Annotated in this window: 11 protein-coding genes; 2 read left to right on the top strand and 9 right to left on the bottom strand. The window is 64.3% G+C overall.

The genetic code is table 11. The features are described from left to right. Positions 1–22: 22 nt before the first annotated feature. Complete coding sequence (locus E6B08_RS21500) at positions 23–982, top strand: class I SAM-dependent methyltransferase (protein ID WP_416194360.1); 960 nt, start codon at positions 23–25, stop codon at positions 980–982. A 55-nt stretch (positions 983–1,037) separates the two neighbouring features. On the opposite strand, the gene E6B08_RS21495 is transcribed toward E6B08_RS21500, so the two are convergent. From E6B08_RS21495 to gcl, 9 genes are all read right to left on the bottom strand, one after another. After that, positions 1,038–3,062 (bottom strand): mechanosensitive ion channel family protein, encoded by a 2,025-nt coding sequence (locus tag E6B08_RS21495; protein WP_136915862.1) that lies wholly within the window; start codon positions 3,060–3,062, stop codon positions 1,038–1,040. A gap of 188 nt (positions 3,063–3,250) precedes the next feature. After that, complete coding sequence (locus tag E6B08_RS21490) at positions 3,251–4,249, bottom strand: sulfate ABC transporter substrate-binding protein (RefSeq protein WP_136915861.1); 999 nt, start codon at positions 4,247–4,249, stop codon at positions 3,251–3,253. Positions 4,250–4,466: 217 nt separating this feature from the next. Then, positions 4,467–5,288, bottom strand: coding sequence for an ion transporter (locus E6B08_RS21485; RefSeq protein ID WP_136915860.1), 822 nt, complete (start codon positions 5,286–5,288; stop codon positions 4,467–4,469). A 44-nt stretch (positions 5,289–5,332) separates the two neighbouring features. Continuing rightward, positions 5,333–6,208 (bottom strand): urea transporter, encoded by an 876-nt coding sequence (locus E6B08_RS21480; RefSeq protein ID WP_136915859.1) that lies wholly within the window; start codon positions 6,206–6,208, stop codon positions 5,333–5,335. 186 nt (positions 6,209–6,394) lie between these two features. Next, positions 6,395–7,810: a pyruvate kinase gene (pyk, locus tag E6B08_RS21475; protein WP_136915858.1), complete on the bottom strand. Its 1,416-nt coding sequence runs from the start codon at positions 7,808–7,810 to the stop codon at positions 6,395–6,397. Beyond that, on the bottom strand, positions 7,807–9,081 hold the full coding sequence (locus tag E6B08_RS21470) for a glycerate kinase type-2 family protein (RefSeq protein ID WP_136915857.1): 1,275 nt from the start codon (positions 9,079–9,081) through the stop codon (positions 7,807–7,809). The genes pyk and E6B08_RS21470 overlap by 4 nt, the downstream gene beginning before the upstream one ends. Before the next feature lie 207 nt (positions 9,082–9,288). Further along, the gene (locus tag E6B08_RS21465) at positions 9,289–10,182 is read right to left on the bottom strand and encodes a 2-hydroxy-3-oxopropionate reductase (RefSeq protein ID WP_136915856.1); all 894 of its coding nucleotides are present in this window, start codon (positions 10,180–10,182) and stop codon (positions 9,289–9,291) included. A gap of 190 nt (positions 10,183–10,372) precedes the next feature. After that, positions 10,373–11,155, bottom strand: a complete 783-nt coding sequence (hyi, locus tag E6B08_RS21460) for a hydroxypyruvate isomerase (protein ID WP_136915855.1) — start codon at positions 11,153–11,155, stop codon at positions 10,373–10,375. A gap of 50 nt (positions 11,156–11,205) precedes the next feature. Then, a complete protein-coding gene (gcl, locus tag E6B08_RS21455; protein WP_136915854.1) occupies positions 11,206–12,981 on the bottom strand; it encodes a glyoxylate carboligase in 1,776 nt (591 codons plus the stop codon). A gap of 256 nt (positions 12,982–13,237) precedes the next feature. Between gcl and E6B08_RS21450 the strand changes: the two genes are divergently transcribed. Then, positions 13,238–13,678 carry a GlcG/HbpS family heme-binding protein gene (locus tag E6B08_RS21450; protein WP_136915853.1) on the top strand — a complete coding sequence of 147 codons (441 nt, stop codon included), beginning with the start codon at positions 13,238–13,240 and terminating at the stop codon, positions 13,676–13,678. Positions 13,679–13,689 lie beyond the last annotated feature (11 nt).

Genomic DNA, 13,689 nt, shown 5'->3' with positions numbered 1-13,689 from the left:
CGAAAGGGCCGATACAGGTAGAATGCGCTCTTTCACCTGCCTGCGACCTCCCATGACTTCGCCGATCCACACCCTCGAGCAGCACCTGCTCGCCGCCCTCGACCCCGCTCCGACAGAAACCCGTCGGCTCTTCCACGGCCGTGGCCGCTGCTGGCCGGGCCTTGAGCAGATCACCGTCGACTGGTTGCAAGGCGTGCTGTCGGTCGCCCTGTTCCGCGAACCCGAAGAGGGCCGGTTGGCCGAACTGGAAGCCATGCTGCGCAACCTGGCCGAGCGCCCGCAGTGGGCCGGCCAGGCCATCCTCATCCAGCATCGTTATCTGCCGGACAGCCCCGGGCAGTGGTTGCTGGGCGAGCCTTGCCAGCAGCGCGAGGTGGTCGAGGATGGTCTGACGTACCTGCTCGACCTGGGCGTGCGGCAGAACAATGGCTTGTTCCTCGACATGCGCTACGGCCGGCGCTGGGTGCGTGAGCAGGCCAAGGGCAAGCGCGTGCTCAATCTGTTCGCCTATACCTGCGGTTTTTCCGTGGCAGCGATTGCCGGTGGCGCCGAGCAGGTGGTCAACCTGGACATGGCCAAGTCTGCGCTGTCGCGCGGTCGTGACAACCATCGCCTCAACGGTCACGACGCTTCGCGGGTGGCGTATCTGGGGCACGAGCTGTTCAAATCCTGGGGCAAGGTACGCAAGTACGGGCCTTACGATCTGATCATCATCGACCCGCCGACCTTCCAGCGCGGTAGCTTCGTGCTGACCCAGGACTACGCGAAGATCCTGCGGCGTTTGCCGGAGTTGCTGAGCGAAGGCGGGACTGTACTTGCCTGTGTCAACGACCCGGGGATCGGGCCGGAGTTTCTCATCGAGGGCATGGCCGAACAGGCGCCGGGGTTGGCGTTTGTCGAGCGCCTGGAGAATCCGCCGGAGTTTCCCGATGTCGATCCGGCGGGGGGATTGAAAGCGCTGGTGTTCCGCGCGATTCGATAGCGCCTGTACGGGCCTCTTCGCGCCGGACCGCCGCGAAGAGGCCCATACAGACAAGTCAGGCCGGCACTACCGATGAGGGCAGCGGATACACCTGGGCAAAACTGACGTTCTCGGTCTGGTCCACCCGCTTCTTCAGCCGTTCATTGAACGCCCGGCTCACCGCATATTGCCCACCGGAAATGGTGCGGAACTGCGCCGTCAGCACGAACCCGTTCAAATCCATGCGATCGACCCCGAACACCTGCAACGGCCCCTGCAGGTTGATGCGCAGCAACGGGTCCTCGCTGATCGACTTGCCCACTTCATGGATCAACGCCAACGACTGGTCGACATCGCTGTCATAGGTGAACTGCACCGAGAAGAACGCATAGGCGAACTGCCGCGACTGGTTGGTGACCGCCTTGATCTGGCCGAACGGCACCGAGTGCACGAAGCCCTTGCCGTCGCGCAGGCGCAGGGTGCGGATGGTCAGGCTCTCGACGGTACCGGCGTGGCCTGAGTCGAGCACCACCCAGTCGCCAATCGAGATGGTGTCCTCGATCAGAATGAACAGTCCGGTGATGACGTCCTGCACCAATTGCTGCGAGCCGAAACCGATCGCCAGGCCGATCACCCCGGCACCGGCCAGCAGCGGCGCCACGTTGATGCCGAGGTTGGCCATGGTGGTGATGGTGCAGATGACGATCAGCACCACCTTGATGGCGTTGCGCAGCATCGGCAGGATGGTGCGCACCCGGGTACTCGGTTGGCGACTTGCACGGCGACCCACCGCTGGCTTGAGCGCCTCCTGGATGGCCGTGTCGAGCACCACCCACAGCAGCCAGGTGACCAACAGGATCAGCCCGATGCTCGACAACGAGTTGCTGATGGCCTGGCCGAGGCGGTTGCTCAGGGCGAAGTCGATGACCGAAAAGCCCCAGATGCGCCCGAGCAGTTCGATGAACGCCACCGCCATGGCGATGCGCAACAGGGCGTGAGCCAGGCTGCGCAGCAGCTCCTTGTAGGGGCGTACCCTTTGCGCCATATCCGCCGGGCGTGGCGCCAACAGGTGTTGCAGCACGGTACTGAGGAACACCGTGGACACCAGCAGCACCGTGGTCAGCAAGGCGTTGCGCAGGGCCTTCTGGCTTTCCTCGCCGGCACCGATCAGGTGCACGGCCGAGACCAGGATCATCAGCAGGATCGGCAGGTACCAGACTACCGAGAAAATCCGCAGCGTCTCCTGCAGGGCCCGGTGCTGCAGGCGGTCCTTCAGCGAGCGGTTGCGGATCAGGTGGGCCACGGGCCTGCGCAGGCGCAGCACAAGGCTTGCGAAGATCGCGGTGGCCAGCAGGCCGGTGAGCACGGCGATGCTGGTGGTGATGTTGCCGCCCAACTGGCGAGCGATCTGCGGGCTGGTGAGCGCGTCGCTCCAGGCCGCGAGAAAGCCGATCATGAACAGGGGGCGCGGCGCCAGGCGCCGGATCGCTGCCACGGCGCGGCGCTTGTGGTGGTAATCGAAGATCGTGATCAGGCACAGAATGATCGAGGTGGAGAACAGGCCGCTGCTGGTGGCGTAGGCCAGGCTCAGGCCCAGGGCGCGAGCTACCGAAGGGTCGAGGAAGCGGCTGACGTAGAGTGTTACCGGCAAGCTGACCAGCGCCGGCACGGTGTAGGGCAGCAAGTAGCCGAGCAATGCCTGAAGGCGTGGGCGTTGGCGGATCGCAGCGACATGGCCAATACGTTTGGCGAGCCAGCGCCCGAGCATCGTCAGCAGGCCGAAGCTGGCAATCCAGGTTGCGGACAACAGCAGGAAGTCGCCTGCCAGTTGCAGGCTGTCACGCGCCGAGTGGCGGTCGACCAGGCGCTCCACTTCCTTGGCGGCGCGGTCGGTGCGCAGGCGCCAGGCATCGACCAGATGCGCGTCGAGGTCGAGCTCGGAAGCGGCGCTGTCCAGGCCATCGGCCAGGGCGCCGAGCAGGCCGCCTTGCAGCACCGGTGCAGGTTCGGCAGGCTGATCCTCGGCAGGGGCGGGGGCGGCGGCCAGCAGGTGGGTGCTCAGCAGGCAGCCGAGCAGCAGGGTGGTAAGCGAACGCAGCACTGGAGTACTCCTTGGGCCGGGGTGAGCGGGGCAGGGTTACTCAAGGAACTGATTGCGATGGGGTGGGGAAAGTTCGATGCAGGTGTTGTCAGTACCGGCCCTATCGCCGGCAAGCCGGCTCCTACAGGCCATGGTTGACGCAGTAGGAGCCGGCTTGCCGGCGATAGGGCCGGTACTGGCTACGGCGATTACTTGTTGGTGTAGATCTGGTCGAACACACCACCGTCGTTGAAGTGGGTCTTTTGCACGGTGCGCCAGTCACCGAAGGTTTTTTCCACCGAGAGGAAATCGACTGTCGGGAAGCGGTCGGTGTACTTGGCCAGCACCGTCGCATCGCGTGGGCGCAGGTAGTTCTGCGCGGCGATTTCCTGAGCGGCTGGCGACCACAGGTACTTCAAATACTCCTCGGCCACGGCCTGGGTGCCCTTCTTGGCCACCACCTTGTCGACCACGCTCACCGGCGGCTCTGCTTCGGCCGAGACGCTTGGATAGACCACCTCGAACTGGTCGCGACCGAACTCGCGGGCGATCATCTCGGCCTCGTTCTCGAAGGTCACCAGCACGTCGCCGATCTGGTTGGTCATGAAGGTCGTGGTCGCGGCGCGGCCACCGGTATCGAGCACCGGCGCCTGCTTGAACAGCTTGCCGACGAAGTCGCGGGCCTTGGCCTCGTCGCCGCCTTGCTTGAGCACGTAGCCCCATGCCGACAGGTAGGTATAGCGGCCATTACCCGAGGTCTTGGGGTTGGGCACGATCACCTGCACGCCATCCTTGAGCAGGTCGGGCCAGTCCTTCAGCGCCTTGGGGTTGCCCTTGCGCACGATGAACACGGTCGCCGAGGTGAAAGGCGCGCTGTTGTTCGGCAGGCGCGTCACCCAGTTGTCCGGTACCAGCTTGCCGTTGTCGGCCAGGGCGTTGATGTCGGTGGCCATGTTCATGGTGATGACATCGGCCGGCAGGCCGTCGATCACCGCACGCGCCTGTTTGCTCGAGCCGCCGAAGGACATCTGCAGGTTGACCTTCTCGTTGTGCTCGGCTTCCCAGTGCTTCTGGAAGGCCGGGTTGTAGTCCTTGTAGAAGTCGCGCATCACGTCGTAGGACACGTTGAGCAGGGTCGGGGCGGCGTGGGCGAGGTTGCCGAGGGTCAGGCCTGCGGCGAGCAGCGAAGCGGTGAAGAGTCTTTTCACGTTGCGTCCTTGTTCTGGGTGAGCTGTTGGCAGAATGCCAGCGACTATAGCGGTTGGCATTGTGGCGGTTAAAGAACAAAAAATGCTTTGGTTATGCTGGTGTCTGTATTGGCCCTTTCGCGGGTAAACCCGCTCCTACAGGTACCCCACTTAATTCCAGAACAGTGGGGTACCTGTAGGAGCGGGTTTACCCGCGAAAGGGCCAGTGCCGACACCATCACTGCCCCGGAAAGAGCACACTGCCACAGCGCGAACAGAATGCCGCGCTGGGTTCATGGCTCTTCTTGCTGCAGCGCGGGCAATCGTGTTTCAGCTGATCGCCACGCATCGCGTTGGCCAGCTCTGCAGTGAAGATCCCGGTCGGCACGGCGATGATCGAATAACCGGTGATCATCACCAGCGACGACAGCACCTGCCCCAGGGGCGTCTTCGGCACGATGTCGCCAAAGCCCACGGTAGTGAGGGTGACGATGGCCCAGTAGATGCCCTTGGGAATGCTGGTAAAGCCATGCTCGGGGCCTTCGATCACGTACATCAAGGTGCCGAACACGGTCACCAGGGTCGACACGCTGACCAGGAACACGATGATCTTCTGCTTGCTGCCGCGCAGCGCGTCGAGCAAGTAGTTGGCCTGCTTCAGGTAGGGGCTGAGCTTGAGCACGCGGAAGATCCGCAGCATGCGGATCACGCGGATGATCAACAGGTACTGGGCGTCGCTGTAGTACAGCGCGATGATCCCCGGGACGATGGCCAGCAGGTCCACCAGCCCGTAGAAACTGAACGCATAGCGCAGGGGCTTGGGCGAGCAGTACAGCCGGGTCAGGTACTCGGCCAGGAAGATCGCGGTGAACCCCCACTCGATGGTTGCGAGCACCCCGGCGTAGCCACGGTGCACCTCGTCGATGCTGTCGAGGATGACCGTCACCAGGCTGGCCAGGATGATCAGCAGGAGGATCTTGTCGAAGCGTCTGCCGGCCTTGGTGTCGGTCTGGAAGACGATGATGTAGAGCCGCTCGCGCAGGCTCGTCGGGTTGTCCATGGGCTCGTTCCACTGTGCAATGGGCTGAGCCTAGGGGCTGTGTTTCAGCTGTGCAAGCGAGCCCCGTTGCCCTTTTGGCTGTGTCGCGCCAGATGATTGCCCAGGTGCATCAGCCAGCATGCGACGACGAAAGGCGCAGTGAGTGCAGCGAGCGGCAGCAGGTTGAACAGCGGTTGCAGCAGTAGCGCGAGGGCGATTGCCAGTAGCGTCACCCAGGGTTTTTCACCCTGGCGGCTGAAGGCCAGCGCCGCCAGCGCGGCGTTGAATCCGTAGAGCCCCAGCCACGCCCCTTGGACTTCGCCGGCCAGCAGTGCAGCGCCGCCGCCGACCGCCGAACCGATCAGTGCCCACAGCGCCGCGTAGGGGTTGGCGATGAACACGCCAAGCATGATCAACGCCCCCGCCAGCGGCTGGTCGAGCAGGAAGATCTGCCCCACGCCACGTGCCACCGCGTGCAACGGTTCGGCTTCTACGTAGCCGTTGGCCGAAGGCGAGCCGAACAGCAGGGTAGCCCAGCCGAGCAGCACGAAAGGCGCGGTATAGGCGATCAGCAGCGTGCCGCCGCGCTTGCGCCACTGGTGGGTGATGATGCTGGAGAGGCCACCGGCGGCGATGGTCAGTGGTGGCAGGATCGCCGACCAGGGCAACACCGCGCTGATCAGGATGCCGATCAGCACCCCGTTGTAGCAGTACAGGCCGGCCTGGCGGTCGCTGCGGTCATAACCGCGGCGCTGGGCCGTGAGCAGCCCGGCGAGGGCGCCGAGCAGGGCGCCGCCGACCAGTGCCGGGGCGGTCAGCAGCATGGCCAGCAGGCAGCACAGGCCGCACAGGGGATTGCGCAGCAGCAGCACCTGGCTGAAGCCGTTGAGCAGTGCCGTGGCCCAGTCGGGGCATGGCACGAGGGAATGTTTGGCGTACATGGGGCAGTCGGTAAGGTTTAAGGGGGAGCGGTGGGCCTCTTTGGGCCTCGGTTTTCCGCGCTTGAATGGCACACAACCTACCCTGTAGGAGCGGGTTTACCCGCGAATGCGTCAGTCTGGACAACTGTATCGCCTGGTCTATCGCATTCGCGGGTAAACCCGCTCCTACAAGGTCGGTGTGATGGCTTAGATCAAGGTCTCGATCCGCAGCGTGTTGGTCGAACCCGGCTTGCCGAAAGGCACACCGGCGGTGATCAGCAACGTGTCGCCACGGCTGGCCATGCCCTGGGCCTGGGCGATCTCCAGGGCGGTCGAGCAGATTTCATCGACCTGACGCAGGCGATCGTTGACCACCGAGTGCACGCCCCAGGTCACGCTCAGGCGGCGCGCCGTGGCCAGGTTCGGCGTCAGGTTGAGGATCGGCGCCCGTGGCCGCTCGCGGGCGGCGCGCAGGGTCGAGGCACCCGACTCGCTGTAGTTGACCAGCACCGCCACCGGCAGGATGCCGCTGATGCGGCGGATCGCGCAGCTGATGGCGTCGGAAACCGTGGCTTCGGCCTTGGGCCGGCCAACGTCGAGCTGAGCCTGGTAGTCCGGGCCGTTTTCCACCTGGCGGATGATCTTGCTCATCATCCGTACCGCTTCCAGCGGGTAGTCACCCGAAGCGGTCTCGGCCGACAGCATCACCGCATCGGCACCTTCGGCCACGGCATTGGCCACGTCGGTGACTTCGGCGCGGGTCGGGGCGGGCGAGAAGCGCATCGACTCGAGCATCTGCGTCGCCACCACCACCGGTTTGCCGAGCTGGCGGCAGGTGCCGATGATGCGTTTCTGGATCTGTGGCACGCTCTCGGCGGGTACTTCCACGCCGAGGTCGCCACGCGCCACCATGATCGCGTCGGACAGTTCGGCGATGGCCTGTAGTTGGTCGACGGCCGAAGGCTTCTCGATCTTGGCCATCAGGTAGGCGCGTTCGCCGATCAACTGGCGGGCTTCGACGATGTCCTCGGGGCGCTGCACGAACGACAGGGCCACCCAGTCCACGCCCAGGTCCAGGCCGAAGGCCAGGTCGCGGCGGTCCTTCTCGGTGAGTGGCGAAAGTTCGAGTACCGCTTGAGGCACGTTGACGCCCTTGCGGTCGGACAGCTCGCCGCCGGCCAGCACTTCGGTGTCGATGGCATCGCCATGTTTGGCGGTAACGCGCAGGCGCAGCTTGCCGTCATCGAGCAGCAGGTCCATGCCGGGTTCCAGGGCGTCGATGATCTCCGGATGTGGCAGGTTGACTCGGCGGCTATCGCCAGGCGTGGGGTCGAGGTCCAGGCGCAGGGCCTGGCCGCGGTGCAACTGGACCTTGCCCTGGGCGAAGCGGCCGACCCGCAGTTTGGGCCCCTGCAGGTCCATCAGGATGCCCAACGGGTAGTTCAGTTGCTGCTCGACTTCACGGATCCACTGGTAGCGCAGGGCATGGTCGGCGTGTTCGCCGTGGCTGAAGTTGAGCCGGAAGATGTTCACCCCGGCCTCCACCAGTTGGCGGATGTCGTCGATGCCGTTGATCGCAGGGCCGAGGGTGGCGAGGATTTTGACTTTTTTGTCAGGCGTCATGATGGCGAGGTCTCGAGGATCAGGATGGCGCGGAAGTCGTTGACGTTCGTGCGGGTTGGCTCGGTGACGATCAGCGCATCGAGTGCGGCGAAGTAGCCGTAGCCATTGTTATTGTCCAGCTCACTGCTGGCCGAGAGGCCCAGCGACTCGGCACGGGCATGGCTGCCTGGGGTCATCAGGGCGCCGGCGTTTTCCTCCGAGCCATCGATGCCGTCGGTATCGCCGGCCAGTGCGTACACGCCCGGCAGCCCCTTGAGGCTTTCGGTCAAACTCAGGAGAAACTCGGCATTGCGGCCGCCGCGGCCATTGCCGCGCACGGTGACCGTGGTCTCGCCGCCGGAGAGGATCACGCAGGGCGCTTTGAGCGGCTGGCCGTGCTGCACGATCTGCCGCGCGATGCCGGCATGCACCTTGGCCACTTCGCGCGATTCGCCTTCCAGGTCGCCGAGGATCAGCGGGCTGAAACCGGCCTGGCGGGCTTTCACCGCAGCGGCCTCGAGCGACTGTTGCGGCTTGGCGATCAACTGGAAATGGCTGCGCGCCAGGCACGGGTCGCCGGCCTTGACGGTCTCGGAAGCTGGGTTGGCGAGCCAGTCGATGACCGCTTGCGGCGCTTCGATGTTGTAGCGCTCGAGGATCGCCAGGGCGTCGGCCGAGGTGCTCGGGTCGGCCACGGTCGGGCCGGAGGCGATCACCGTGGCCAGGTCGCCCGGTACATCGGAAATGGCATAGGTGTAGACGGTGGCGGGCCAGCAGGCCTTGGCCAGGCGGCCACCCTTGATCGCCGAGAGGTGCTTGCGCACGCAGTTCATCTCGCCGATGGTGGCGCCGGATTTGAGCAGCGCCTTGTTGATCTGCTGCTTGTCGGCCAGGGTCAGGCCTTCTGCGGGCAAGGCCAGCAGGGCAGAGCCACCGCCAGACAGCAGGAAGATGACGCGATCGTTTTCGTCGAGGTTGCTGACCAACGCCAGCACGCGCTTGGCCACGGCCAGGCCGGCAGCATCGGGGACCGGGTGGGCGGCTTCGACCACCTCGATCTTCTGGCAGTTGGCGCCATGGCCGTAGCGGGTCACGACCAGGCCGCTGACTTCGCCCTGCCAGTGCTTCTCGACCACTTCGGCCATGGCGGCTGCGGCTTTGCCGGCGCCGATGACGATGACCCGGCCGCTGCGGTCGGCGGGCAGGTAGGGTTCGAGGACTTGGCGTGGGTGGGCGGCGGCGATGGCTGTGTCGAACAGTTCGCGGAGAAATTTTTGCGGATCGACCGACATGGCAGGCTCCCAATTATTGTTGTTCTGCAGAATCCAAAACGCCCCTGGAACTGCCTCCGTGCAGGCCGAACCAGGGGCGGGTGTTGCTCGGTGTTGGCATCTTCGCGGGTGAACCCGCTCCTACAGGATCCCACCGATTTTGAAGGCGGCGGTGTACCTGTAGGAGCGGGTTTACCCGCGAAAGGGCCGGAGAGACCTACAACAGGACTACTTGTCGTCGCGGATCGAGAAATTGGCCATGTGCTCCAGCCCCTTGATCAGCGCCGAATGGTCCCAGTTGCCGCCACCCAGTGCCTGGCAGGTGTTGAACACTTGCTGGGCGTTGGAGGTATTGGGCAGGTTGATGCCTAGCTCCTTGGCGCCTTGCAATGCCAGGTTCAGGTCCTTCTGATGCAGATTGATGCGGAAGCCCGGGTCGAAGGTGCCCTTGATCATCCGCTCGGCATGCACTTCGAGAATCTTCGACGAGGCAAAGCCACCCATCAGCGCTTCACGCACCTTGGCTGGGTCCGCGCCGTTCTTGGCGGCGAACAGCAGTGCTTCGCCGACGGCCTGGATGTTCAGGGCGACGATGATCTGGTTGGCCACCTTGGCGGTCTGGCCGTCGCCGTTGCCGCCGACGCGGGTGATGTTCTTGCCCATGGCCTGGAACAGCGGCAGGGCGCGTTCGAAGGCATTCGGGCAGCCACCGACCATGATGCTCAGGGTCGCGGCCTTGGCACCGACTTCGCCGCCGGACACGGGGGCGTCCAGGTAGGCAGCACCGGTGGCCTTGATCTTCTCGGCGAAGGCCTTGGTGGCGGTGGGCGAGATCGAGCTCATGTCGATCACCACCTTGTTCGGGCCTACGCCCTGGGCAACGCCGTTGTCACCGAACAGTACGCTCTCGACCTGCGGGGTGTCGGGCACCATGACGATGATGAATTCGGCTTCCTGGGCCACTTCCTTGGGGTTGGCCAGGGCCACCGCGCCAGCGGCGATCAGCTCGGCCGGGGCTGCGTCGTGGTGGGTGGAGACGAACAGGCTGTGACCTGCTTTTTGCAGGTTCTGGGCCATGGGCTTGCCCATGATGCCGGTGCCGATGAAACCGATTTTAGCCATGAGAGATTACCTCTTTGTATTTGTTGAATCCCGCTGGAACAGGCGCTTTGGGCCCTTTGTGGGAGCGGCCTTGCGTCGCGAAAGGGGCGCGCAGCGGCCCCAGGATTTTCGCCTCGGCAAAGAGGGCCGGGGCTGCTGCGCAGCCCAATCGCGACACAAGGCCGCTCCCACAGGGGGGGCGAGTTGTTCGTTAGATCGCGTTGTGTGTCTTCAGCCAGCCCAGGCCCGCTTCGGTGGTGGTCTTGGGCTTGTACTCCGCGCCGATCCAACCCTGGTAGCCGATGCGGTCCAGGTGCTCGAACAGGAAGCGGTAGTTGATCTCGCCGGTCCCCGGCTCGTTGCGCCCCGGGTTGTCCGCCAACTGGATGTGGTTGATCAGGGGCAGGTTGGTTTCCAGGGTCCGCGCCAGGTCACCTTCCATGATCTGCATGTGGTAGATGTCGTACTGCAGGAACAGGTTGTCGCTGCCCACCTCGGCCTGGATCTCCAGGGCTTGCTGGGTGGTGTTCAGGTAGAAGCCGGGGATGTCGCGGGTGTTGATCATTTCCATGACCAGGCGGATGCCGGCGGCCTTCAACTTGTCGGCGGCAAAGCGCAGGTTGTCGACGAAGGTCTTGCGCACGGTGGCGCAGTCCGGGCCTTGCGGGCGGATGCCGGCCAGGGCGTTGACCTGGGTGTTGCCCAGCACCTTGGCGTACTCGATGGCCTTGTCGACGCCTGCGCGGAATTCTTCGATGCGGTCGGGGTGGCAGGCGATGCCGCGCTCACCCTTGCCCCAGTCGCCGGCAGGGAGGTTGAACAGCACCTGGGTCAGGCCGTTGGCGTCGAGTTGTTGCTTGATCTCGGCGGCGCCGAAATCGTAGGGGAAAAGGTACTCGACGCCGCTGAAACCAGCATCGGCGGCCGCCTTGAAGCGGGCCAGGAAATCCTGTTCGGTGAACAGCATGGACAGGTTGGCAGCCAAACGTGGCATGGTTGTCTCCTTGCGATGAAGGCCCCCGGCGCGCCGGGGGCGTCTGTCGATCAGTCCAGCATCGAGATGGCGGTTGGCGCGTCGTTGCCGACCAGGGCCAGGTCTTCGAACTCGTTGACCGCGTTGATCTCGGTGCCCATGGAAATGTTGGTCACACGCTCGAGAATCACCTCGACCACCACCGGTACGCGGAACTCCTCGGCCATTTTCTGCGCCTTGAGCAGGGCAGGGGCGATCTCGCCTGGCTCGAACACACGGATGGCTTTGCAGCCCAGGCCCTCGACCACGGCGACGTGGTCGACGCCGTAGCTGGCAGCGTCGGTGGCGTTGATGTTCTCGAACGCCAGTTGCACGCAGTAATCCATGTCGAAGCCACGTTGTGCCTGGCGAATCAGCCCGAGGTAGGCGTTGTTCACCAATACGTGCACATATGGCAGGTTGAACTGCGCGCCCACTGCCAGCTCTTCGATCATGAACTGGAAGTCGTAGTCGCCCGACAGCGCCACCACCTTGCGTTGCGGGTCGGCCTTGACCACGCCGAGCGCGGCCGGAATGGTCCAGCCCAGCGGGCCGGCCTGGCCGCAGTTGATCCAGTGACGCGGCTTGTACACATGCAGGAACTGCGCGCCGGCGATCTGCGACAGGCCAATGGTGCTGACGTAGCAGGTGTCCTTGCCGAACACCTGGTTCATCTCTTCGTACACGCGCTGCGGCTTGACCGGCACGTTGTCGAAGTGGGTCTTGCGCTGCAGGCTGGCTTTGCGCTGCTGACAGTCTTCCAGCCAGGTCTGGCGGCACTTGAGCTTGCCGGCGGCCTTCCACTCGCGGGCCACTTCGAGGAACACGTCCAGGGCGGCGCCGGCGTCGGAAACGATGCCCAGGTCCGGGGTGAACACGCGGCCGATCTGGGTCGGTTCGATGTCCACATGCACGAACTTGCGGCCTTCGGTGTACACGTCGACCGAACCGGTGTGGCGGTTGGCCCAGCGGTTGCCGATGCCGAACACCAGGTCGGATTTCAGCAGGGTGGCGTTGCCGTAGCGGTGCGAGGTCTGCAGGCCGACCATGCCGACCATCTGCGCGTGGTCGTCGGGGATGCTGCCCCAGCCCATCAGGGTCGGGATCACCGGCACGCCGGTCAGTTCGGCGAAGGCGACCAGCTTGTCGCTGGCATCGGCGTTGATGATGCCGCCACCGGCCACCAGCAGCGGGCGCTCGGCGTCGTTGAGCATTGCCAGGGCTTTTTCCGCCTGTACGCGGGTGGCCGAAGGCTTGTGCACCGGCAGCGGTTCGTAGGCATCGATGTCGAATTCGATCTCAGCCATCTGCACGTCGAACGGCAGGTCGATCAGCACCGGGCCTGGGCGGCCGGTGCGCATCTCGAAGAAGGCTTTCTGGAAGGCATACGGCACCTGGCCGGGCTCGAGCACGGTGGTGGCCCACTTGGTCACCGGCTTGACGATGCTGGTGATGTCGACGGCCTGGAAGTCTTCCTTGTGCAGGCGTGCACGCGGGGCCTGGCCAGTGATGCAGAGGATCGGGATGGAATCGGCCGAGGCACTGTACAGGCCGGTGACCATGTCGGTGCCGGCAGGGCCGGAGGTGCCGATGCACACACCGATGTTGCCGGGGTTGGCGCGGGTGTAGCCCTCGGCCATGTGCGAGGCGCCTTCGACGTGGCGAGCGAGGACGTGATCGATGCCGCCGACTTTCTTCAGGGCCGAGTACAGCGGGTTGATGGCAGCCCCCGGAATGCCGAATGCAGTCTCTACGCCTTCACGGCGCATGACCAGAACGGCTGCATCGATTGCTCTCATTTTGCTCATGATTTGTGCCTCATCGATTTTGTAATTGTATACAACTTGCTTTGCGCCAAAGTGTATTCACGCCTAGAGGCTCAGGTCAATGGGTTTTCGTCGGTGAAAAGACGTTTCGCTAGAGCGCCCATGAAAACGGGCGTTTGCAGGATCGCATACGTATGTTTGAATTTATTGTATACAAAAATATGATTTGTTGTGTTCTATTGGTCTATCGGTTTTCAACTGCCCTCAGGGCTTCTCACAACAAGAAGAGGACCTTTGCATGAACGCTTTGAACCTGAATGTCGCGGTCGGCCTGGTGAATGCCGCGCTGGCCGCGGGCCGCAAGATCGGTGCCGCGCCATTGACAGTGGCAGTGCTCGATGCCGGCGGGCATTTGCTGGCCCTGCAGCGCGAGGATGGCGCCAGCCTGATCCGCCCGCAGGTGGCCATTGGCAAGGCCTGGGGGGCGATTGCCCTGGGCAAGGGCTCACGCTTGCTGGCGCTGGACGCGCAGCAGCGGCCGGCGTTTTTCGCGGCGTTGAATGGATTGGGTGAACGGCCGGTGGTGCCGGCGCCGGGTGGCGTGCTGATTCGCAGTCAGGACGGTAGGGTGCTGGGGGCGGTGGGGATCAGTGGGGATACGTCGGATATCGACGAGCAGTGTGCGATCAGTGCCATCGAGGAGGCGGGGTTGACGGCGGATGCTGGCGTAGCGGCCTGATTCTCCATCGG

The sequence above is a fragment of the Pseudomonas putida genome (assembly GCF_005080685.1).
GTDB classification, from domain to species: domain Bacteria; phylum Pseudomonadota; class Gammaproteobacteria; order Pseudomonadales; family Pseudomonadaceae; genus Aquipseudomonas; species Aquipseudomonas putida_V.
Note: the sequence above shows the minus strand (reverse complement) of the source record. Positions and strands in the feature narration are given on the sequence as shown.

Coding starts and splice junctions, on each gene's coding strand:
- E6B08_RS21500 (WP_416194360.1), top strand. CDS start 23: ATGCGCTCTTTCACCTGCCTGCGACCTCCCATGACTTCGCCGATCCAC.
- E6B08_RS21485 (WP_136915860.1), bottom strand. CDS start 5,288: ATGGACAACCCGACGAGCCTGCGCGAGCGGCTCTACATCATCGTCTTC.
- E6B08_RS21480 (WP_136915859.1), bottom strand. CDS start 6,208: ATGTACGCCAAACATTCCCTCGTGCCATGCCCCGACTGGGCCACGGCA.
- pyk (WP_136915858.1), bottom strand. CDS start 7,810: ATGACGCCTGACAAAAAAGTCAAAATCCTCGCCACCCTCGGCCCTGCG.
- E6B08_RS21470 (WP_136915857.1), bottom strand. CDS start 9,081: ATGTCGGTCGATCCGCAAAAATTTCTCCGCGAACTGTTCGACACAGCC.
- E6B08_RS21465 (WP_136915856.1), bottom strand. CDS start 10,182: ATGGCTAAAATCGGTTTCATCGGCACCGGCATCATGGGCAAGCCCATG.
- hyi (WP_136915855.1), bottom strand. CDS start 11,155: ATGCCACGTTTGGCTGCCAACCTGTCCATGCTGTTCACCGAACAGGAT.
- gcl (WP_136915854.1), bottom strand. CDS start 12,981: ATGAGCAAAATGAGAGCAATCGATGCAGCCGTTCTGGTCATGCGCCGT.
- E6B08_RS21450 (WP_136915853.1), top strand. CDS start 13,238: ATGAACGCTTTGAACCTGAATGTCGCGGTCGGCCTGGTGAATGCCGCG.